The 22,242-nt window shown below is 65.2% G+C and carries 17 protein-coding genes; 10 read left to right on the forward strand and 7 right to left on the reverse strand.

Annotated features, from left to right (window positions below; translation table 11 throughout):
* The first annotated feature begins 429 nt into the window (after positions 1 to 429).
* Positions 430 to 1,818 carry a cardiolipin synthase gene (gene cls / locus AzCIB_RS11280; protein WP_050415988.1) on the forward strand — a complete coding sequence of 463 codons (1,389 nt, stop codon included), beginning with the start codon at positions 430 to 432 and terminating at the stop codon, positions 1,816 to 1,818.
* 38 nt (positions 1,819 to 1,856) lie between these two features.
* Here the strand turns inward: cls and AzCIB_RS11285 are convergent, their stop codons facing one another.
* A complete protein-coding gene (locus AzCIB_RS11285) occupies positions 1,857 to 4,463 on the reverse strand; it encodes a chemotaxis protein CheB (protein WP_050415989.1) in 2,607 nt (868 codons plus the stop codon).
* 286 nt (positions 4,464 to 4,749) lie between these two features.
* On the opposite strand from AzCIB_RS11285, the gene AzCIB_RS11290 reads away from it, so the two are divergent.
* Entirely contained in the window at positions 4,750 to 5,484 is a 735-nt protein-coding gene (locus tag AzCIB_RS11290) for an alpha/beta fold hydrolase (protein WP_198149667.1), read from the forward strand.
* A 47-nt stretch (positions 5,485 to 5,531) separates the two neighbouring features.
* Here AzCIB_RS11290 and AzCIB_RS11295 read toward each other — a convergent pair whose 3' ends face one another.
* From AzCIB_RS11295 to AzCIB_RS24200, 3 genes are all read right to left on the reverse strand, one after another.
* The gene (locus AzCIB_RS11295) at positions 5,532 to 6,233 is read right to left on the reverse strand and encodes a VIT1/CCC1 transporter family protein (RefSeq protein ID WP_050415991.1); all 702 of its coding nucleotides are present in this window, start codon (positions 6,231 to 6,233) and stop codon (positions 5,532 to 5,534) included.
* A 54-nt stretch (positions 6,234 to 6,287) separates the two neighbouring features.
* Positions 6,288 to 7,622: a helix-turn-helix domain-containing protein gene (locus tag AzCIB_RS23795; RefSeq protein ID WP_083446972.1), complete on the reverse strand. Its 1,335-nt coding sequence runs from the start codon at positions 7,620 to 7,622 to the stop codon at positions 6,288 to 6,290.
* Between the two features lie 119 nt (positions 7,623 to 7,741).
* On the reverse strand, positions 7,742 to 7,888 hold the full coding sequence (locus tag AzCIB_RS24200) for a lmo0937 family membrane protein (RefSeq protein WP_157058487.1): 147 nt from the start codon (positions 7,886 to 7,888) through the stop codon (positions 7,742 to 7,744).
* Between the two features lie 440 nt (positions 7,889 to 8,328).
* Here AzCIB_RS24200 and AzCIB_RS11305 point away from each other — a divergent pair, with 440 nt between their 5' ends.
* Complete coding sequence (locus AzCIB_RS11305; RefSeq protein ID WP_050415992.1) at positions 8,329 to 9,585, forward strand: HD-GYP domain-containing protein; 1,257 nt, start codon at positions 8,329 to 8,331, stop codon at positions 9,583 to 9,585.
* A gap of 307 nt (positions 9,586 to 9,892) precedes the next feature.
* Entirely contained in the window at positions 9,893 to 11,212 is a 1,320-nt protein-coding gene (locus AzCIB_RS11310) for a ferredoxin reductase family protein (RefSeq protein ID WP_050415993.1), read from the forward strand.
* Between the two features lie 78 nt (positions 11,213 to 11,290).
* On the opposite strand, the gene AzCIB_RS11315 is transcribed toward AzCIB_RS11310, so the two are convergent.
* Positions 11,291 to 11,770 (reverse strand): VOC family protein, encoded by a 480-nt coding sequence (locus tag AzCIB_RS11315; protein ID WP_050415994.1) that lies wholly within the window; start codon positions 11,768 to 11,770, stop codon positions 11,291 to 11,293.
* Between the two features lie 224 nt (positions 11,771 to 11,994).
* Positions 11,995 to 14,220 (reverse strand): EAL domain-containing protein, encoded by a 2,226-nt coding sequence (locus tag AzCIB_RS11320; RefSeq protein WP_050415995.1) that lies wholly within the window; start codon positions 14,218 to 14,220, stop codon positions 11,995 to 11,997.
* A gap of 275 nt (positions 14,221 to 14,495) precedes the next feature.
* Between AzCIB_RS11320 and AzCIB_RS11325 the strand changes: the two genes are divergently transcribed.
* The 4 genes from AzCIB_RS11325 to AzCIB_RS11340 all read left to right on the forward strand — a co-directional run bounded on the left by AzCIB_RS11325 (position 14,496) and on the right by AzCIB_RS11340 (position 19,717).
* Positions 14,496 to 14,912, forward strand: a complete 417-nt coding sequence (locus AzCIB_RS11325) for a ribbon-helix-helix domain-containing protein (protein ID WP_050415996.1) — start codon at positions 14,496 to 14,498, stop codon at positions 14,910 to 14,912.
* Between the two features lie 68 nt (positions 14,913 to 14,980).
* Complete coding sequence (locus AzCIB_RS11330; protein ID WP_050415997.1) at positions 14,981 to 16,291, forward strand: extracellular catalytic domain type 1 short-chain-length polyhydroxyalkanoate depolymerase; 1,311 nt, start codon at positions 14,981 to 14,983, stop codon at positions 16,289 to 16,291.
* A gap of 139 nt (positions 16,292 to 16,430) precedes the next feature.
* Entirely contained in the window at positions 16,431 to 17,651 is a 1,221-nt protein-coding gene (locus AzCIB_RS11335) for a ChaN family lipoprotein (RefSeq protein ID WP_050415998.1), read from the forward strand.
* A gap of 44 nt (positions 17,652 to 17,695) precedes the next feature.
* Complete coding sequence (locus AzCIB_RS11340) at positions 17,696 to 19,717, forward strand: M1 family metallopeptidase (RefSeq protein WP_050418347.1); 2,022 nt, start codon at positions 17,696 to 17,698, stop codon at positions 19,715 to 19,717.
* 97 nt (positions 19,718 to 19,814) lie between these two features.
* Here AzCIB_RS11340 and AzCIB_RS11345 read toward each other — a convergent pair whose 3' ends face one another.
* Positions 19,815 to 20,567, reverse strand: coding sequence for an SDR family NAD(P)-dependent oxidoreductase (locus AzCIB_RS11345; protein WP_050415999.1), 753 nt, complete (start codon positions 20,565 to 20,567; stop codon positions 19,815 to 19,817).
* Positions 20,568 to 20,812: 245 nt separating this feature from the next.
* On the opposite strand from AzCIB_RS11345, the gene AzCIB_RS11350 reads away from it, so the two are divergent.
* Positions 20,813 to 21,901: a DUF3616 domain-containing protein gene (locus tag AzCIB_RS11350; RefSeq protein WP_050416000.1), complete on the forward strand. Its 1,089-nt coding sequence runs from the start codon at positions 20,813 to 20,815 to the stop codon at positions 21,899 to 21,901.
* The gene (locus AzCIB_RS24205) at positions 21,894 to 22,043 is read left to right on the forward strand and encodes a hypothetical protein (protein ID WP_198149669.1); all 150 of its coding nucleotides are present in this window, start codon (positions 21,894 to 21,896) and stop codon (positions 22,041 to 22,043) included. The genes AzCIB_RS11350 and AzCIB_RS24205 overlap by 8 nt, the downstream gene beginning before the upstream one ends.
* The last annotated feature ends 199 nt before the right edge of the window (positions 22,044 to 22,242 follow it).

Here is a 22,242-nt window from a genome sequence, read left to right on the forward strand (position 1 = left end):
GTGAGTCAGAGGGGGATGCCGAGGCGGCCGTTGCAACCCGGACGCCCGGAACGTTCTTCCTGTTACCTTGCTGCGTGCTACAGGGTCTCCCTGAGTGTACCGGACTGCATACCCGCAACTGGTATGCTACTCCAATCCCGGCTCGGTCCTCGTCACGCCTGACGTTAATCCAATTGGAATCACCCAGATCGGGCAATGCGAGCTGCCGCTTTACCCAAAAAAGGTTTTCCGGGATGGCCGCTATAGGCGGGACTGCTCCACAGCGACTTTACGCCGCAGCAGCCCCGCCGCTCTGTTCGACAGCGCACAGATCAATGCATGGCCTACACTTAGGCTGTGCTGCGGGTCGTGCCCCTGCCTGCTGGCAGACGTGTCGTGGCCAGCACTGCTGCGCTTTTGCCTGTCCAGAGGATTCCGGAGGACGGTTCGATGCCGAAATCGATCGCCCCGCTGATTAGTGTATTGGGTGTGCTGATTCTGGCGCTCGCCAGTTGCATGAGCCTGCCTACCATCGTGCCCGACCTCGCCCCGCGCCGCGGCCCTGCGGTGCAACTGCAAGGCGCACGCGGTCCGCTGTCGGCCGAGCAGAGCAAGGCCATCCTCGACCGGCTCGCGAGCGGCGGCCGCGACACCGACATCTTCGCCCGTCACCTGGCACTCGAAGAGGCCATCGTCGGCAGTCCCCTGACGACCGGCAACCAGGTGCTGCTCCTCCAGGACGGCCCCGCCACCTACCGGGCAATGCTGTCGGCCATCCAGGGCGCCCGCGACCACATCAATATGGAGACCTACATCCTCGACGACGACGAGGTCGGCCAGCACTTCGCGCAGGCGCTGATCGACAAGCAGCAGCAAGGCGTCCAGGTCAATCTCATCCGTGACAGCGTAGGCACCATCGGCACGCCGGCGGCTTTCTTCCAGCGGCTGAGCGACAGCGGAATCCGCGTACTCGAATTCAATCCCCTCAACCCGCTGGTGACCCGCAAGGAATGGGAGCTGAACCAGCGCGACCACCGCAAGCTGCTGATCGTCGACGGACGCACCGCATTCCTGGGCGGCATCAACATCAGCAGCGTCTACTCCGGCAGCTCCACTGGCAAGCGTTCGCGCCCCCGCCCCGACGGCAGCGTGGCGTGGCGCGATACCGACCTGCAGCTGCAGGGACCGGTGGTTGCCGAGTTCCAGAAGCTGTTCCTCGCGACGTGGGAAGCGCAGAAGGGCGACCCGCTGACCGGGAAAGACTATTTCCCGCGCCTCGAGAACGCCGGCCGGCAGGTGGTGCGCGCGATCGGCAGCTCGCCCGACGAACCCTACAGCCTGATCTACGCCACGCTGCTTTCGGCCATCGGCAGCGCCGAGACCAGCGTGCACCTGACCAACGCGTATTTCGTCCCCGACCCGCAGCTGCTCGCCGCACTCGAAGCCGCGGCCGGACGCGGCGTCGATGTGAAGCTGATCCTGCCCAGCCAGACCGACTCGTGGCTGGTGTTCCATGCCGGGCGCCGCTACTACGGGCAGCTACTGCGAGCCGGGGTCAAGATCTACGAGCGGCGCGGGGCGATCCTGCATTCCAAGACCGCGCTGATCGACGGCGTGTGGTCCACGGTGGGATCGACCAACCTCGACTGGCGCAGCTTCCTGCACAACTACGAGTTGAACGCGGTTGTGTTGGGCGCGGAGTTTGGCAGCCAGGTGCAGGCGATGTTCAAGAAGGACCTGGCGGAGTCCGACGCGATCGTGCTGGAGGCATGGGAGCGCCGCGCGCTACACCTGCGCCTGCAGGAATGGTTTGCACGGGTTTGGGAGTACTGGCTCTGAGCCGGGCGTCTCCAGACATCCCGCCAGGTCCGGTGCGATCACGCCCCCTGTACGCGCGTTTTTCCTGCACCACCCGCCACCGCTGCGCGCAGCTCCGCTTCCAGACGCTTGGCGACGCTGATGTCGAGGAAGGTGATGACGACGCCCTCGATCACGTTGTCCATGGTGCGATACGGCATGATGCGCACGGTAAACCAGCGGCCGTCGCGCGTGGCGATCTGCTTTTCCGAGAACATCAGGGTGCGCAGAACCTCGCGGGCGTCGTCTTCCAGTGCGGGGTAGTCCAGATCGGTCACGAGGTCCGACAACGGTCGCCCGGCATCGGCGGCAATCAGCTTGATGACGCGCGTCGCAAGCGGGGTGAAGCGCCGCACATGGAGCCGGTTGTCGAGGAAGACGGTGGCGATTTCCGTGCTGTTGAGCAGGTTCTGCATGTCGTTGTTGGCGCTCGACAAGTCATCGACTTTCGATTGCAGCTCGATGTTCACCGTCTGCAGCTCCTCATTCAGCGACTGCATCTCCTCCTTCGACGTGGTGAGCTCCTCGTTGGTCGACTGCAGCTCCTCGTTGGTCGATTGCAATTCCTCGTTGGCCGACTTGAGTTCTTCCTGCGAGGTCTGCATCTCCTCGCGCAGGGAGCGGACTTCGTCGCGCGCCTGCTGCAGCTCGCGCTCCAGTTCGGTCTGCCGCGCACTGCGTGATGTCCCACGACCGCCCTTTTGGGTTTCGGGCAGCGGCGGCAGTTCCGCAAACACGATCATCACCATGCCGCGCAGCGGCTCCGGCTCCTCGATCATCTGCACGACAAGGCCAACCCTGCGCGTTATTGCGTCGTCGCTCACGCGTATGTCGGTGCGCTCGACGCGGCCGCGATTGCGCGTGACCTGGTACAGCGCGCTGCCGATTTCCGCGCGCAGCCCCTCGCGTGCCATCGCGTAAATGTTCCAGTTGGCCTTGCCGGCGGCCGGCTCCAGGTAGCGTCCGGTGCGGCCGTTGATGTAGACGATGTCGCCGCGGTCATTGACCAGCACCGCCGCCGGTGCGAACTGCCGCAACAGCAATTGGTCTGCAAGGCCTTGCAGGTTGACGGGCGGTGGCGACACCCTGGCCTCGCCCTCCCAGACGGGAAGACTACGGCCACGTGCAGGGAAGTCGATGTCGACGGCCTGCGCCGGAATGTCGATGCGGCGAAAGATACGCGCCTTGGCGTCGATCGGGGCGAACAGGTCGGTCGCCGGTCCAAGCGCCTCGGAGTTGCCCAGGAACAGCACGCCGCCGGGCGTGAGGCTGTAATGGAACAGCGGCAGCAGCTTCCTTTGCAGCTCGGCGCTGAAGTAGATCAGCAGGTTGCGGCAGAGCAGCAGATCGAGCTTGGTGAAGGGCGGGTCCTGGATCAGGTTCTGCGGCGCGAACACGACCATCTCGCGGATTTCCTTGCTGACCTGATAGCCGTCGTCGGTGGCGACAAAGAAACGCGCCAGCCGCTCGGGCGAAACGTCGGTGACGATGTTGGCCGGATAACGTCCCTGACGCGCCCGGTCGATCGCGTCGGTGTCGAGATCCGTGGCGAAGATATGCAGTGAAAAACGGCTGGCAGGTTTGAACTTCTCCATCGACTCCTTGAAGACGATCGCCAGCGAGTAGGCCTCTTCGCCGGTCGAACAGCCGGGCACCCAGGCACGCAGTACACGGCTCGCGGATCCGCGCGCGAACAATGGCGGCAATGCCTCATCGCGCAGGCTGTCCCAGGCTGCGGGGTCGCGGAAGAAGCTGGTCACGCCGATCAGGAATTCCCTGAACAGCAGTTCGAGCTCCTGCGGATTCTCCTGCAGGAAGCGCACGTAGGTGGCGATGCGGTCGATCTGGTGAATGCCCATGCGCCGCTCGATGCGGCGGTAAAGCGTGGACTTCTTGTAGAGCGAGAAGTCCTGGCCGTTATGCGCGCGCAGGAGAATCAGCACCTTCTCCAGCCCGCTTTGCAGCTGGCTATCGACGACGGGTTCGGCGGTGGCAGCGCGCGCGGCGTGCCGGAGGCTGGCGAGGATGCGTGCGGGCAGTTCGGCGGCGGGGGCGACGATGTCGACCACGCCGGCATCGATCGCGCTGCGCGGCATCGCGGAAAAGGCCGCCGAGGCCGGATCCTGCGCCAGGGCGAGACCGGCGTTTTCCTTGATGGCGCGCATGCCGGCGCTGCCATCCGAACCCATGCCGGAGAGGATCACGCCGACCGCCAGCTGGTGACGGTCCTCCGCCAGCGATTTCAGGAAGAAGTCGATGGGCAGGCGCAAGCCGCGCGGCGCGGCAGGCTCGAACAGGTAGAGCGCACCGCGCAGCATCGACATGTCGCGGTTCGGCGGGATCACATAGACGTGGTCCGGTTTGACCTTGAGGCGATTCCTGGCCTGCACTACCGGCATCGCCGTGGCGCGCTGCAGCAAGTCGGGCATCATCCCCTTGTGGGTCGGATCGAGGTGCTGAACGATGACGTAGGCCATGCCGCTGCCTGCCGGCACCTTGGCCAGGAACTGCTCCAGCGCCTCGAGACCGCCGGCCGAGGCGCCGATGCCGACGACCGGAAACGCTTCGCCGCCGGCCGCCTTCGGCGACGCGGTGTACGCGGAGGGATCGGATTCCTGCTTGGCCATGACCACACTTCCTTTTAGCACCGGTCAACGCCCGGCCACGATGCCTCGACGGCACTACCCTGCCGGAACACCCGCAGGTGTTGCAAATTCGGCGGCCGACACTGTAACAGTCTTCCCCGACGTGCCGTAACGAAGGTCGCCCGGCGCGCTAATGCTGATCACCGCCGGACCCTGCGTCTGTACGGCACCGTACCGACACGGCCGGCCCGGGCGACCAGACTTTTCCATATCTTCCGGACGCGCGGGCGCATCTGCACCGCGCCGACGGATCGAGGAGATGGATCCCATGAAAAAGAACAAGATGAACCTGCTCATGCTGCCGGGGCTGCTCAATGACGCGAGCCTGTTCGAGCATCAGGCGGAGGCACTGGCGGATCTGGTCGGCATCACGATCGCCGACCTGACCGGCTCGGACTCGATCACCACGCTTGCCGCGGACGCCCTGGCGCAAGCCCCTGCGGGGCCCTTCATGCTCGCCGGGATGTCGATGGGGGGGTATGTCGCGTTCGAGATCATGCGCCAGGCGGGGGAACGCGTGCAGGCGCTGGTACTCCTGAGCACGAGTGCACGCCCCGATACGACGGACGCCACCAAGGCCCGTGAGGAACTCATCGCACTCGCCGAAACCGACTTCCCCGCGGTCATCGAAAAGCTGCTGGCACGCATGGCGCATCCCGACCATGCGAATACACCCGAGGTCGGTGGCGTTTTCCAGTCGATGGCGAACGGCCTGGGACGCGACGTGTTCGTGCGCCAGCAGCGCGCCATCATCGGACGCGCGGATAGCCGCCCTACCCTCGCCAGCATCCGCTGCCCGACGCTCGTGATGTGCGGGCGGGATGATCAGGTCACGCCGCCGGAAGTCCACGAAGAGCTTGTCGCCGGGATTGCCGAGGCGCAGCTCGTGATCATCGAGGAATGCGGCCATCTCTTGCCGCTGGAGCAGCCGGACCAGGCTACCGCGATCCTGCACGACTGGCTGTCGGAACTCCTCGGCTCACCACGTTCGAACCCGAACTGACCCCGCTGACTGGACGATAAGCATCGACGAGCATTGTCGGAACCGGCTCAAACCGCCGCCCCGAACAACGACCCCACGCCCGCGGTAATCGCCATCGCGAGCGCACCCCAGAAGGTGACCCGCCACGCGCCCGTTAGCATGGCCGCCCCGCCCACCCGTGCCGCAACGCCGCCCAACAGGGCGAGGAACGCGAGCGAGGTTCCCGAAACCCACGGGATCAGCGCCTGCGCTGGCGCCACGGCCGCTACCACGAGCGGCAGCGCCGCACCGACCGCGAAGCTCGCGGCCGACGACAGCGCGGCCTGGACCGGCCGGGCGCTCAGTTCTGCGGAGATTCCGAGTTCGTCGCGCGCATGGGCTCCGAGGGCGTCGCGCGCCATCAGCTGCTCGGCAACCTGTTGCGCAAGACCCGGCTCGACTCCCCGGGCGACATAGATCGCCGCCAGCTCGCGGTGTTCCGCGACCGGGTGCATTTCGATTTCGGTGCGCTCGCGCAACAGGTCGGCCTTTTCGGTGTCGGCCTGCGATTGGACGGAGACGTATTCCCCTGCGGCCATCGACATCGCGCCGGGCACCAGCCCGGCAACGCCAGCAACCAGGGCTTCCCCCTGCGCCGCACCGGCAGCCGCGACGCCGATCACGAGACTGGCGGTCGAAACGATGCCGTCGTTGGCGCCGAGTACGGCAGCACGCATCCAGCCGATACGGTCGGTGCGGTGGCGTTCGGCGTGACGTCGGGCAAACTTCACGTTGGGCAGTCCATGTAGGTCAATCCGGACGACACGATCGCCGCACAGGCAGCATCAAGCCCGGGGCAAATCCTCGAGCCGCGTTCGCCACGACGGATCACGCTCTTGCAGGACCTTTTCGGCCAACCTTTCGGCGGTGACGTCAATCACCACCATGCGGCATTCACGACCGGTTTCGTCTGCGACGGCCTCGATCCTGACGATCGCTTCGGGACGCTGGCTGCTGGCCATCAGGACGACCTCGCATTTCTTCTTGCATTTTGCGTCAAGCACCTCGTCGAAGAAGCAGGTGAAAATCGGCAGGAATTCCGGCTTGAGCGACGCGGCAAAGCGATACCGTCCATGTTGTGAGCGCTTGATACCGAGCAAGATGGCACCCGCGAGATTCACATCGAGAATGACCCCGAGCGCGTCCAGCGTAAAGTAGCCGACCGGTGCAAAGTCATACACATCGGCGTACCGCCTGCGCAACGAATCCGCTTCGTCATACGCCTCGCGAAGTTCCTCGTTATGCAGTTCCAGTTCGATCTCGTGCACCCGCAGTTCGTGCAGCAAGCGCTCGGCGTCCCAAGGCGTGGTCGGCACGCTGGGTTGCGTTTGCCTTAATCGGGCCTCGGCACGCTTGCGCAGGGTTGCCGGATTCGGCCGCACGCGATACTTGGTCAGGTTGGCCGGCATCAAACCGAACAGACGGTCGTATTCCGACTTCACCACGGCGTAGCATTCGCACGCCCGCGCTTCCAGCCCTGCACGATCGGTCAGCTTGATATGCCCGCGGTGGTAATGAATCAGTCCGGCCGCCTGCAGCTTTCCGGCGGCCTCGGTAACGGCTTCGCGGCGCACCCCCAGCATGCGGGCAATCAGTTCCTGGGTCACATCGAGCTGATTGCCCGGCAGCAGGTCAAAGCTGAGGAGCAGCCAGCGACACAGCCGCTGGTCCACCGCGTGGTGTCGATTGCACACGACGCTCTGCGCCATCTGCGTCATCAAGGCCTGGGCGTACGAGAGCGACAGGCGCTGCAGACTGGCACCCTGGTCGATCTCCCAGCGCATCACTTCCGCCCGCAGGCGATAGGCACTGCCACCGTTCTGAACCGTCACCGTGTGCATCGTGGTTTCGCCACCCAGCACCAGCGGAATGCCGACCAGGCCATCATTGCCGGTCATCGCCAGTTCGGTCGATGAGCCATCCCGGGTCGAAAAGGTCATCGAGACGATGCATGTCGTCGGGAAATAGACGAACGCCAGTTGGTCACCCGACTCGTAGAGCACCTCGCCAGGCGTAAAGGTGACGAGGTCCAGGTCGTCGACCAGCCGGGCGTACTCCTTCACGGGCAAGGCCGCCAGAACACGGTTCTGCCTCGGATTGTGCATCACCGAATGCGGCATTGCGCCTTCCTCATGCCGTCAGCCCGCGGTTCAATGGCGGCGACACCCGAGTTCGCCAACCGGGCCGCAACACGCGCAGCGGAGGCTATGCACGACGTGGCGCGTGAGCAGTCGCATGGCTACACACCACGTCCGCTGATCAGCCGGATCAATACAACCACGATCGCAATCACCAGCAGGATGTGGATGAAGCCGCCCAGGGTGGTCGAGCTCACCAGGCCGAGCAGCCACAGGACCAGCAGCACGACTGCAATGGTATAGAGCATGGAATCCTCCTCGCTTGTCAGGCCGGATCCACGCCATCGCGCATCATCCGGGACCGCGCCGGCGGCTCGCGATCCGCCAGGATCGCGGACGCGCCGCCCGCCATGTCGCTATCAATATTCGATTTGATCGGGGGCGTCTGTCTGGCAGCGCACACAAGGGTCCCTGACATCCACGCGGAGGACCAAGACCGGGCGTGACACGACCGACATAGGGGGAGTATGCGCTCGCCCTGTCGGGGAGGCGCTGGACCGCATACCGTGACGGAGGACCAACGGCAGCGCGTTAGTGATTTCTTCGGCGTCTCCCTGACCGTGTTCTCCCGGAGTGACTAACCTACAGGGAGATCACAGCAGTCCACCACGCGCACCACCACTCGAGAACGCGAAGATTCTTGGTCAGTCTCGTCGCGGGTTGGGTTGCCACTCGTTGGGAGCAGCACATGAACTCGTTCAACAAGCGAACCGCGGCACGGATTGCGGTCGTCAGCGCGCTGCTCGCCGCGCTGGCCAGTCCTGTCGCGTGGTTCGTCACGTATAAACGTGCCGAGGATGGAACGGTATGGCTTGCAATCGACGAGTCACGCCGTCTTCTGCATCATTTCGGCGCTATTGACCTCACCGGCCTGGATGCAGGGGACAACGCCCGCAAGGCGGCGGATGTCCTTGCAGGGGGACTCTTCGACATTGCTGAAATCTACGATCAGGAGGGAGTCAAGCTCGCACACGCAATGACCGAAGAGGGCAAGGTGGTTGAGGAACAACTCCCCTCGCACGCTCGTCCCACTTACCGTGCCGGCTTTCACGAGAGCTTCAAACTTGAAGACAAGCGTTGGGCGTTGCGGGTTTTTGTGCCACTGCGAGGGGCCGCCGACGCGGATCGGATCACTGGATACTTCGAAGGTGTCCGCGTCGTCCCCCCGTGGCAGCGCGAGCAGTTGCGTGCGGACGCGCTCAGCGCTGCCCTGATGGTCGGGCTCGCCGCGGTGCTGTGCGGCAGCGCAATCTATCCCGTCGTCGTGCGCCTGTCCGCCGACAATGAGCGCAAGGCCCGCGAAATCCTCGATTCGCACCTCTCGATGATGGAAGCGCTCGGGCGTGCCGTCGCGATGCGGGATTCCGACACCGGGGCCCACAATTTCCGGGTTGCCTGGATTGCTGCGCGCATCGGCGAACGCCTCGACCTGGCCGGCAGGGCGATGCAGTCCCTGATCGTCGGCAGTTTTCTGCACGACGTCGGCAAGATCAGCATTCCCGATGCGATTCTGCTCAAACCGGGCAAGCTCGACGCCGAAGAGAGCAAGATCATGCACACGCACGTGGCGCATGGCGAGGAGATTGTTTCCGGCATCGGATGGCTGGAGGACGCGAATGCGATCGTCGCGGCCCATCATGAAAAGTGGGACGGCTCGGGTTACCCGCGCAAACTGTCGGGTGACGAAATCCCGCTTTCCGCCCGCATATTCTCCGTGGCGGACGTCTTCGATGCGCTCAGCTCAAAACGCCCCTACAAAGAGCCGATGAGCTTCGAGGCAACGATGTCGATCCTGGAGGCGGACACCGGAAGCCATTTCGACCCGCGCGTGATGACTGCCTTCCGCCCCATTGCCCGCGAGGTATTCAATTGCCTTGGCCGGTGTAACGAGGAGGATGTCCGGCGCCTGCTCGAAGAGCGGGTTCGCTTTCATTTCGGCGTTTAATGCCTGAAGCGAGAAGAACCAAGCGCCCTCCGGAATTGCGACTGCGTTCTTTCGATTGGCAATCTTGTCCCGTGCGCAGGGTCCGCACGGCGCTCAGCGTCAGGCCGGCGACGGCAAGCAATCTCAGCTCGCGCGCCGTTCAGAATCGATTCACATCTGCGTACGCACAATGTGTTGTGTTCCATGCGATCGCGGCAGGCAAGGAAGCAATCTTGACTTGGCCTGACGCTTGCCTCGGGCGGAGTAGGCCATCGTCCGAGCTGATTGCTCCCATCGCTGGACATCCCCCACCCGCCGGAGAACGCGCATGATTCCCGCACTGACTGCATTGATCGCCATTGTTGCCGGCACCTGGGGCTGGGGCCTTGTCGTGAACGGTGCGGGTCCGGGATCACTGCCGTGGGTCGTCTACGACCAGGGGCTCTACCTGAGCGGCCTGCTCGCGATTGCATTGATGTCGCTCGCGATGGTGATGGCGGCGCGACCGCTCTGGGCCGAGCGCCTGCTCGGGGGCATGGACCGCACCTACCGACTGCACAAGTGGGCGGGCATTCTGGCCGCCGGCTTCGCAGCATTGCATTGGCTGCTCGAGATGGCCGATGACGTGATCGAGACACTGTACGGTGAAGCCGGCCGCGCGGGTGACGAGGACGTCTCAGGCGTGCTGGATACGCTCCGGGATGCCGGGGAGGAACTCGGCGAGTTCGCCATCTACCTCGTCCTCGCGATGATCGTCCTGGCGCTGTGGAAGCGCTTTCCGTACAAATTCTGGCGCCACATTCACCGCGCGATGCCGGTCCTGTACCTGATGCTCGCCTTTCATGCCGCCGTGCTGGCGCCGACGACTTACTGGAGCGAGCCGACCGGGTTGCTGCTTGCAATGGCGTTGGCCGCCGGCACGCTCGCCGCCGTCTGGTCCCTGACCGGGCGCATTGGCCGCGGCCGGCAAGCCCGGGGTATCGTGACCGCAGTGGCCTCGCCGGCGGCGAACGTGACCGAAGTGGTTTGTCGCCTCGACGGGAACTGGCGCGGACACCAGGCGGGGCAGTTCGCGTTCGTGACCTTCAATCGGTTGGAGGGCGCGCATCCATTCACGATTGCCAGCGCGGACCAGGGAGACCGCAGCGTGGGGTTCCAGATCAAGGCGCTCGGCGACTACACTCGTGAGCTTTCGCGCCGCATCGCTGTCGGCCAACCCGTCACCGTCGAAGGCCCATACGGACGCTTCGAACTGGCGCGTCAGGACCGCAAGGCGAGGCAAATCTGGGTCGCTGGCGGAATCGGCATCACGCCCTTCCTCGCCTGGCTCGACGCGCTTCGGGGAAATCCCTCCGCAGCGCCGGTTGCCGACCTGCACTACTGCACCCGCGCCGGCGCGGACGACCCGTTCGTGGGCCGACTGGAAACGCTATGCCAAGACCTGCCGTCTGTCACGCTGCATGTTCATGACACCGCTCGAGATGGCGCCCTGAGCGCCGAAAGGCTGGCGAGCTTGCATGACCGCAGTCAGCGGGTGGAGGTGTGGTTCTGCGGCCCGCGTGCCTTTGCAGAGCAGCTGCGAAGCGGTTTTGCACGGGCCTGGCTCGGCCGCTTCCGCTTCCATCAGGAAGCCTTCGACATGCGGTGAAGAATGCGCGAAGCGCTCGCCGAACGCGGGCTGCTTCGCGCTTTGATCCGGGCGAAGTGATGCTGCGGACGCCCGGATTCAACCGCGGCGAGCCGCCTCGATCGCAGCGATATCGATTTTTGTCATCCCCATCATCGCCTCGAACGCCCGCTTGGCCGCCGCCCGATCAGGATCGGTGATCGCGTCCATCAGCGCGCGAGGGGTGATCTGCCAGGACAGCCCCCACTTGTCCCTGCACCAGCCGCATGCGCTTTCCTCGCCGCCATTTCCGACGATCGCGCTCCACAGACGGTCGGTTTCGGCCTGGTCATCGGTCGCGACCTGGAACGAGAAAGCCTCGCTGTGTTTGAACTCCGGGCCTCCGTTCAGCCCGAGACAAGGGATCCCCATCACGGTGAACTCGACCGTCAAGACATCGCCCTGCTTGCCCGCCGGATAGTCGCCGGGGGCACGATGGACAGCGCCCACCGCGCTGTCCGGGAAGGTCTCGGCGTAGAACTTCGCTGCGTCCAGCGCGGTGCCGTCGTACCACAGGCAAATCGTGTTCTTGCTGGCCATCTTCGCTCTCCTGAGGCACCTGATAGGTGCACAGACACCGCGCAGACGACAGGTTCCGCCGCAGCCAAAAAACCTGCTGGCGAACGCCTCCGCGCAGAAGCGAAGCCTTTCCACCGTTCTAGTATCGTCGGCGGCTGCAGGCAATGCCCACGATCCCTATCCCAACGAGCCAGCCACTTTGCCCTTCGCCGCGACTTCAGCCACGCACCCCCGATCCGGGCAGCCTAGCCACGCTCCACTTCCACCCGCGGCGCCCGAAAGCCTTCAACAAATTCCTCGATCTGCTCGGCTGCGATGGGCTTGCTGAAAAAATACCCTTGAATCCTCTGGCACCCGATGCTCCCCAGAAAATTGAGCTGACCCTCCGTCTCTACCCCTTCGGCCACCACCTGCAGGCCGAGCTTTCGCGCCAGCAGCATCGTCATTTCGCAGATCGCTGCGTCGTTCTCGTCTGTCTCGAGATCCGTCACGAATGAGCGATCGATCTTGATAATGTCGATGGGAAAGAGCTTCAGATAGGCGAGCGATGAGTAGCCGGTACCGAAATCGTCGAGGACCACCTTGACGCCTAGATCGGTCAGCGCATTCAGCATCACGATGTTCTGCTGCGGATTCCGCATCGCCATCGATTCGGTGATCTCCAGATGAATGCAACTGGCAGGCACTCCGGCACGCTCCACGGCTTGCTTGACCAGGTCCGGCAAGTCCTTTTCCTGGAATTGGACCGCGCTCAAGTTCACCGACATCTTTAGCTCGTTCAGTCCCGCGTCGTGCCAGCGCTTGAGCTGCTGGCAGGCTTCTTCGAGGATCCATTTCCCGAGCGGCAGAATCAGTCGGGTTTCTTCGGCTAGAGGTATGAAGTCGCCCGGGAGAATGATTCCTCGCTCCGGATGACGCCAGCGCACCAGGGCTTCGACGCCGACGAGCTGGCCGCTGTCGAGCTCGATCTGCGGCTGGTAATGCAGGACGAACTGTCCTTCGGTCAGCGCGACCTCCAGCGCCTTCTCCGCCCTTACACGCTCAGCGACGGCCGTCCGCATCTCCTCGGTGTAGAACTGAAAATTGCACCGGCCGGCCGCCTTGGCGCGGTACATCGCGATATCGGCATTCCTGACGAGCTCGTTGATTTCCATCGCATCGTCGGGATAGAAGCAGATGCCGATGCTCGGCGAGGTGCGCAACTCATGGTCGACGATCGGATAAGGCGCGGCGACCTGATCGATGATCTTGCCGGCGACCTCGGCCGCATCCGACATGTCTTCGATCGTGCTCAGGACGACGACGAATTCATCCCCGCCCAGCCGGGCGACGATATCGCTGTGCCGCACGGCGTGCTCGAGGCGTTTTCCGACCTCGATCAGCAGTCGATCGCCGACGTGGTGGCCGAGCGTGTCGTTGATCGACTTGAAGCCGTCGAGGTCGATCAGCATGACGGCCATCGCCTTGCCGCATCGCTGAGCCATGGCGATGCTCTGCTCCATGCGCTCGTAAAGGCTGCTGCGGTTGGGCAGGCCGGTCAGTCCGTCGTGGTGGGCGAGAAAACGGATCCGGTCCTCGGCCCGTTTACGCTCGGTGATGTCGCGCGCGATCCCGATGACGCCGGCCGGCGCCCCATCCGCGCCGGGCAATGGCGCCTTTACGGTCTCCAGCAGGATCGCCGGCCTGCCGTCGGCCGCCGGAACCAGCTCCTCGTTGCGGCGCGGTTCGCCGGCGGCGATGGCTTCCCTATCCTTGCCGCGGAAAAATTCGGCCAGTTCGGCCGGGAAGAAGTCGTCGTCGCGGCGACCGACGACATTACCGACGGTACTGCCTACCAGGCGCTCGAACGCCCTGTTGCAGGACAGGTACACGCCGTTCGTATCCTTGAGCCAGACCGGGTCGGGCAAGGCATTGATGAGCGCTTCCATGCGCCCCTGGCTTTCTTGCAGTCGCAGATTGGTCAGCGACAGATGCGACAGGTAGGCAGCCAGGTTGACGACCAGGCCCATCACGCTGCGCACCTTTTCGCGGCTGAAGCGCGGGATGCCGGCGATGGCCGCCAGATACGCGGTCTTGTCGTAGTTGAAACGCTCGGCCTGGGACGCAAAGAAACTTTCGTCGACGACGTCGTCTTCGTAGAAGAATTGGCCGCAGTACAGATTGCCCAGGTGCTGCTCACCGACGAATACGGGCGTAACGACGTCCCATAATCCGTTCTTGCACTTGTAATCGACGAACTCGCCCTTTCGCAGATGGCTGGCGAGAAAGAGGTCGCTCTCGGTGCAATTGACGCCCGAACCCGAAACCGCGCGATGGAAGGCCGTGCAGGCCGTTTGCCAGCCGGCGCTCTGCAGGATGTTGCCGTCGAGGTCGAGCAACGCCGTGGCGATGCCGACCAGATCGGACAGCCCGTCGAGAAACGTACGCAGCGATTCGACGTCGATCAGCGCGGCGACGTCGACTTGCGACACCGGATTCCGAGGCCGTGTCTGAACCGAATCGGCCGTGAATTCGTTCCGTGGTACCGCCTTGTGCCATTGCACAGGTACGGCCTCAGGTGGCGCTAATCTGCCCATGATCTTCCTGCCTCTTGTCCGGATAGGATGCGCGGTCACTGGCGGCGCCGTCGGGCGATTGCGAAGATAACAGTATAGGACTTTCCGCCGGGCCCCATTCCTGATCCGCAGCTTGACAGGACGCCTCCCTCGCCTACACTACCATCCATACAGATGGTAAGGAGATGGTGATGAGCGTCCACGAGTTGCGCCAGAAAGCCGGTGAGGTTAGCGAAAAGATCACGATCAACCTCGGTGTCGTCGACCTCGGGCAGATCGATCTGTTGGTGCAGGAAGGGTTCTATTCCAACCGCACCGACCTGATCCGTACGGCAATCCGCAATCAGTTGACCACCCACGCAGAGGTGGTCAGGGAAACGGTGGCGCGCAAGACATTTGTCCTCGGGCTCCAGCGCTACACGCGCGCCGATCTCGAGGCCCTGCAAGCGGCCGGGCAGAAACTGCAGATCCAGGTGCTGGGCCTGGCCACCATCGCAACCGACGTGTCTCCCGAACTTGCCCTCGCCACGATCGATTCGATCGTCGTGCTGGGGGCCTTTCATGCCAGCGCCGCGGTCAAGGCCGCCTTGGCTGATCGCATCCATTGACCCACAGCGTGTCACGCGCGGCCCCGGTCGATCCCGATCGAGCGCCAGCGCACAGGAGAGATTCCGTAATGAACGCACCGATGAATTCCGCAATGCTGGAGGCGCTGCGTCTGACTCGCGCCGGGCAGTTGTTCGAGGCGACCACGCTCATCCAGCGCGCCCTCCACGGCGGGCACGGGAACGAGCCCGCCAGCAGATCGACCTCGAACGAGACGGTGATCGACGGTGACGTCGTCCTGATGGACGCGGAGCCCGCCCCCCATCGCGCTGAACGCAGGCCGCGCGCCGCCGAGGCGACGGACGCCGACTTCATCATCGTCGACGTCCAGCCCGATCCCGCCCCGCAGTCGCAGCACGCGCCGCAGGGTGGCCCGGTCTGGTCACGATTCGACGCCGCCAGGCTGCGTGAGCACCTGCAATCCCTGCAGGGATCACTCCGGCAGCCGATGGCGAAGGGCGTGCCGCAACCCTTGCCCGAAGGCGCGCAGTTCGTCACCGCGTCCTATTCCAATCCTGCCGGGGCGCGCAGCTACAAGCTGTATGTGCCGAGCGCTTATCGCGGCCAGCCGCTGCCGCTCGTCGTGATGCTGCACGGCTGCACGCAGGACCCCGACGATTTCGCCGCCGGCACGAAAATGAACGAGCTCGCCGAAAAGCAGCAGTTCCTCGTTCTCTACCCGGCCCAGAACTCGGGCGCGAACGGGTCGAAATGCTGGAACTGGTTCAAGGCAAGCGACCAGCAGCGCGACCAGGGCGAGCCTTCGATCATCGCCGGCATGACACGTCAGGTAAGCGGCACCCATGCGGTCGATGCGCGCCGCATCTACGTCGCCGGACTTTCGGCGGGCGGCGCGATGGCGATGACGATGGCGGTCCGCTACCCGGAGCTTTACGCGGCAGTCGGGATCCATTCCGGGTTACCGCACGCCGTGGCGCGCGATCTCCCGTCCGCGCTGGCGGCCATGCAACAAGGCCGTGCCTCGTCACCAGGTGGCGCAGCCCAGGCGATTTCCGGTGCGCCCCCGGTGGCGGCGATCGTGTTTCACGGCGACCGTGACACCACGGTCCATCCGGGCAACGGCGACGGGGTGATCGCGCAGTGCATGCCGCCCAGCGCGGCGCAGCGAGCGAAAGCCGCGCCCGACGCGCGCGTCACGGTGGAACACGGACAGGTGCCGCAGGGGCATGCGTATACCCGCACCCTCTATCATCAGTTCGACGGCCCATCTATCGCCGAACATTGGCTGATTCACGGTGCCGGCCATGCCTGGTCCGGCGGCAGTGCGCGCGGCTCTTATACGGATCCCAAAGGGCCGGACGCGGCCGAGCACATGTTGCGCTTCTTCCTCGAACACCCGCTGGCTGAAACGGCTGGCTGACGAGTTGCCCCTGCCCTGCCCACGGGCGAACCCTGCCAGGGCAGCGAAGTGACGCCAGACGCATGCCGGAGCTCTACCCCTCCGGGAACTCAGCGCCCACGATGCAATCGGAGATATGCCACCGCACTCTCGGAAAGCGATGACCTCTAACCTCATTCGACTATTCACGGCCGCCATCGCTCTGGCGGCACCCGGTTTCGACGACGGGGCAGCCGCCCGCGAAATCCCCACCGCGACGGCCGCCTCCGCCTGTCTCGCGCCTGCCGCCTGGAACAGCCTTGACGGGGAGCGGCCGCGCGTCACGGGCGCTTTGCCGCTGCTGACGGAAATGGCGAAGCGCGACGTTGTGCTGCTCGGGGAGCTCCACGACGAGCACGACCATCACCGCTGGCAGTTGCAGGCGCTCGCCGCGCTCCATGTCCAGCGGCCGAACATGGTGATGGGATTCGAGATGTTCCCGCGCCGCGTACAGCCGGCGCTGGACCGTTGGGTAGCCGGGGAGCTCACGGTGAAGGAGTTTCTGGAGCAGTCCCAGTGGGGCAAGGTCTGGAACCTGCCGGCGGAGTTGTATCTGCCGCTGTTCGAGTTCGCCCGCATCAACCGCATCCGCATGGTCGCGCTGAACGTCGACCAGCAGCTCACCCGCACCATCGCCGATAAGGGCTGGGAGGCGATCACGGCGGCAGAGCGGGAAGGCGTGGGCCGCCCCGCGGCACCGGCCGAAGACTATCGCGACGTTCTGTTCCAGGTGTATCGCGAACACCCGGCCCGGAAGGGCAAGGCGGATGACAAGCCGGCGCGCAGCGATGCGGCATTCGCCCACTTCGTCGAGGCGCAGACCACCTGGGACCGGGCGATGGCCGAGGCCCTGGCGCGGCCACTGTCCGCGGGACCGGCGGGGGAAAAGCCCTTGGTGGTGGGCGTCATGGGCAGCGGCCATATCCGCTACGGCCATGGCGTGCCCCATCAGTTGCGCGACCTCGGCGTGACCCGCATCGGCACCCTGCTCCCCGTGCCGGCGGACTTCAACTGCGAGGATGTTCGTACCGGCTTGGCGGACGCCGTGTTCGCGCTGCCGAGGTACGCGGCGGCCACGCCGGAGCCCCCGCGGCTCGGTGTGCGGCTGGATGAGGACGGCGGCACCGTAAGCATCGCCAGCGTCACCGTCGGAAGCCTGGCCGACAAGACAGGCCTGAAGAACGGCGACCGTCTGCTGGAAGTGGCGGGGCAGCCCGCGAAGCAGCTGCGGGCGGTGATCGCGTCGGTGCGCGCGCAGCCGCCGGGAACCTGGCTGCCGATGCGCGTGAAGCGCGGCGACGAGACGCTCGATCTCGTCGTCAAATTCCCCCCCGCGCCGTGAGGACGGGTTCCCTGGCGCGGGTGGGGTCAGCCCTCGCGTCTGTCCTGCTCGCTGCCCTGCTCCCTGTCCTGTTCCTTTTCCCCTCCGCGGCGCGGGCGGCGACCCGGACCCTGGATCTCGCGATCGAGCTCGATCCCGCCACGCGCCGTCTCGCAGTGCAGGCCGACCTGTCCCCAGCCTCCCGCGATTTCCGTTTCGAGCTGCATGAGGCGCTGGAAGTGACCACTGCCACGGCGGGCGGCAAGCCCGTGGCAGTCCGCCCGGCGGGACGCCACGGTTTCATCCGCACCTGGCAAGTGGCACTGCCTCCCGCCGCCGAGCGGCTGCATCTCGAATATGCCGGCACCCTGCCCGCCCTGGACCGCACGCTCGATCATCGCGACGTGGTCCAAGGGCTGTCGCCGGTGGCCTCGGCGGAAGGGAGCTTCCTGCCCTCGGGCGGCGGGTGGTATCCGCGGCCGGCGGCGCTGTTCGCATACAACGTGACACTGACCGTACCGGGGAACCAGCGGGCGCTGGTGGCCGGGCGGCTGAAGTCCGAAGAACTTCCTGGCGACGGGTCGGACCGCTACCGGGCTCGCTTCGAATTCGCGCAGCCCGCCGACGGCATCGACCTCATGGCGGGCCCCTGGGTCGTCCGCGAGAAGGTGATGCCGCGAGCCTCAGCGGAGCCGGTGCGCCTGCGCACCTACTTCTTCCCGGATCTGGACGCCATCCCCGGCCTTGCCGAGGGCTATCTGGACGACAGCCAGCGCTACCTCGAACGCTACGGCGAGGAGATCGGGACCTATCCCTTCACCGAGTTCTCGGTGGTGGCGAGCCCGCTGCCGACCGGGTTCGGCATGCCGACGCTGACCTACCTCGGCGCCGACGTGCTGAAGCTGCCGTTCATCCGCGCGACCTCGCTCGGCCACGAGGTGCTGCACAACTGGTGGGGGAACGGCGTCTACGTCGATTATGCTCACGGCAACTGGTCGGAGGGGCTGACCACCTTCATGGCGGACTACGCCTACAAGGCATCGGAGTCCGCCGAGGCGGCCGGCGCGATGCGGCTGGGATGGCTGCGCGATTTCGCCGCCGTACCCGCGGGTGACCACCAGTCGCTGGCCGATTTCCGCTCCCGCACCCACGGCGCTGCTGCCGCGGTGGGCTACGGCAAGGCGGCGATGCTGTTTGTGATGCTCCGCGACACCATCGGCGCGGAGGCCTTCCGGAGCGGCATCCGTGCATTCTGGCAGTCGCAGAAGTTCCGCACCGCCTCATGGAGCGACCTGCAGGCGGCCTTCGAGCGCGCCTCGGGTCGGTCTCTGGATGCCTTCTTCAAGCAGTGGATCAACCGTGCTGGCGGCCCGGCGGTCAGGATCACCGCAGCCGATGTACGCCACACGGCGGCGAGCGCGCGACTGACACTCGCGGTGGAGCAGAACGCGCCGGCCTATGCCCTGCACCTTCCCGTGCAGCTTGTCTTTCCCGACCGCGCGGAGATGCGCTGGATCGACGTCGACAGGGAACGGCAGGCGGTCACGCTAGATGTAGGGGCGATGCCCACAGGCGTGCGTCTGGACCCCGAGCTGCAGGTCTGGCGCCTGCTCGGGCAGGAACAGTTGCCGCCCATCCTGCGGCAGTGGGTCATTGCCCGGAGTCCTTATCTGGCACACGCCTCCGCGGCGGCGGACGTGCGTGAGGCGAGCGTCGCGCTGGCCCAGCGCCTGTTCGAAGTTAGCCCACACGCAATCGCGCCGGGCGAGATGACCAAGGGAAGCGGGCCGGTGCTGCTGGCCGGTCTGCACGCGGACGTGGATGCTGCGCTGGAACGCGCGGGCCTGCCGCCCCGGCCCGAGCGCCTGGCCGGTCGCGGCAGCGCCCAGGTGTGGACCGTCGCGGCTCCGGCCGGCGCACCGGTGGCGGTCGTCTCGGCTCGGGACGCGGAATCGCTGCGGGCGTTGCTGCGCCCTCTGCCTCACTACGGCGCGCAGAGTTGGCTGGTGTTCGAGGGCGCGCGGCTTGTCGAGCGCGGCGTATGGCCCGCCCCCGCCCCACTCATCCCGGTACGCGGCCCGCCGTGACGCTGTTCATTCCCCGACTGCTGCAATCGCCAGCGTCGGCCCTTCCGCCGTCGCTGGCGCTGCAGTTCACGAGAGCGGTTTCGACAAGCGCCTCGCGCTAGCCGACGGTATAGCCGCCATCGACCACAATCTCTTGTCCGTAAATGTTTTTGGCGGCGTCAGAGGCCAGAAAAACGGACGTCTCGGCAATGTCTTCCGGTTGGCCGAAGGCACCCGGCAAGAGCCGCGAAGTGATCTTTTCGGCAACCGCACCGAGTACGTCAGGCGGCAGCCCGACCGTTCCCCAGAGCGGTGTCCCGATCGGCCCCGGCGCGATCGAATTGACCCTGATGCCTTGTGGCGCGAGCTCTGCGGCCAGGGTCTGGGACAGGGATTTCAGCGCCGCCTTGCTCGCACTGTAAATAGCCAGGCCGGGGAAGCCGACCTGGGTAAGGAAAGTGGTGATGAACTGAATCGATCCGCCCTTGCGGATATGGGGGATGAACAGGCGGGCGGTTTCCGCGGCCGCAAAGAAATTGACCGAAAACTGCGTATTGAAGGCTTCGGCGGTGCTGGCCTCGAACGAGACGACTCGCGCGATTCCTGCATTCGGAATGACGATATCCACGGCGCCAAATGCCTGGACGGCTTCGTCAACGAGGCGCTTCAGGTCTTCGGATCTGGTCACGTCGCCAGCCACGACTTTGACCTGCCCGGGATAGGCCGCTTCCAGTTCCTGCAAGGCAGCACGATTGCGGGCGAACGCGACGACCTTGGCACCTTCTCCGGCAAATTTCTCGACAATCGACTTCCCGATTCCGCTACTGGCGCCAGTGACCACGGCAACCTTGCCATCCAGCTTCTTCACCATGCTTTGCTCCCAAGATCGTCCCGGGGCCCGGGAATATGGACAAGAATGGTGGAGACGCAAACTATTCTCATTGATTGCCATCAAGAAGAAAGGCGCCGACACGGTGGAGTGATGTGGTCCTGCAGGTTAAGGGAATCAACAACCCGGAGCGATTCAGTCGCAAACTTGCCTTCTTTGCGGCCGCGGCTCGCATTCTCTCCAATCCGCAGACCTCATCGAGCGCTGCATCTTCCGGAGAACGTCCTATGCCCAACACCCGAAACCCAAACGCCGTTCGTATGGAGTTCGCTCCCGGCTCCTTGGTTCAAAACAACTTGTCGGGCGCGGCCTTCACCGGCGACTGGCTCTGGGTGGCAGGCGACGAAGCCTGTGGCCTGGACCGCCTGCGCCGGCTCGACGCGGTAGGCCGCGAGGCCTTGCGTTTTGGCGAAGCCCGCGACTTCCCGCTGGCCGACCTGCTGGACCTGCCCGGTGCGGCCGACGAAGAGGCCGACCTGGAAGGCATGGCGGTGGCCGATGGTTACCTGTGGGTGGTCGGTTCGCATGGCCTCAAGCGCAAGAACGCCAAGCCGGACCGGGACCACGCCGACAACGCCAAGCGGCTGGGGAAGGTGGCGCTCGACAGTAACCGCCGCCTGCTGGCGTGTCTGCCCATCGAAGCCGACGCCCAGGGCGAGCCCTGCCTGGTGCGCAAGGCTCAGGACGGCCGGCGGGCATTGCGGCTGAAGGGCGATTCGCAGGCGAACGTGCTCACCCGCGCGCTAGCCGACGACCCTCACTTCGGCCCCTACATGGCGATCCCGGGCAAGGACAACGGCTTCGACATCGAAGGCCTGGCGGTGGACGGACGCCGGCTGCTGCTCGGCCTGCGCGGCCCGGTGCTGCGCGGCTGGTCGGCGCTGCTCGAGATCGCGGTCGAGGCGCGCGGCGATCAACTGCACCTGGCACCGCTGGACGACAGCGGCACGCTGCTGCGCAAGCACTTCCTGCAGCTCGACGGCCTGGGCGTCCGCGACCTGCACTTCTCTGGCGATGATCTCTATATCCTCGCCGGTCCGACGATGGTGCTCAACGGCGATATCCGTGTTTTCAAGTGGCCGCTCGCCAGACCCACGATGAAAGCCAACCGGGAACCGGTGCGTTTCGAAACGGCGCTGACGGAGTCGGTTTCGCTGCCCCACGGGCGCGGCACGAACCGCGCCGAGGCGATCTGTGACCTGCCGCCCGCGATCGCCGGTGGCAAGCCCAGCTGGCTGGTGCTCTACGACGCGCCTGGCGCCGATCGCCGGGACGGCGAGCACGTTGTCTTCGGCGATCTGTTGCGGCATGAATGAGGGTTCGCAGCCTGAGTCGTCGGGGGCCGACAGCGCGCAGCGCTCCGCGATGTCGATCCCGCGCCTCGATCCTGCGTCGCCCCTGCTGTTCGTGATCAACGACGCTGCGGGAGCCCTCGACGTTGATGCCAAGCGTGCCTGATCCAATCGGCCCTCGCGGCGCCTCATCGAACAGTCTTCATGGCGACACCTCTTGGTCGAGTTGGTTAGCCAGATTGTTGGCCCCTTTTTTAGGACAGCGTTTCCGCCCCCCGCTTGATCGACCGACTCTTCAGTGACGAGATAGATGCCGGCCCGGTAAAGCATCCTTCACCGAGCCGGCGCAAACCGATGAAGATCAG

Origin of the sequence: Azoarcus sp. CIB, assembly GCF_001190925.1 — a bacterium.
Lineage (GTDB): Bacteria > Pseudomonadota > Gammaproteobacteria > Burkholderiales > Rhodocyclaceae > Aromatoleum.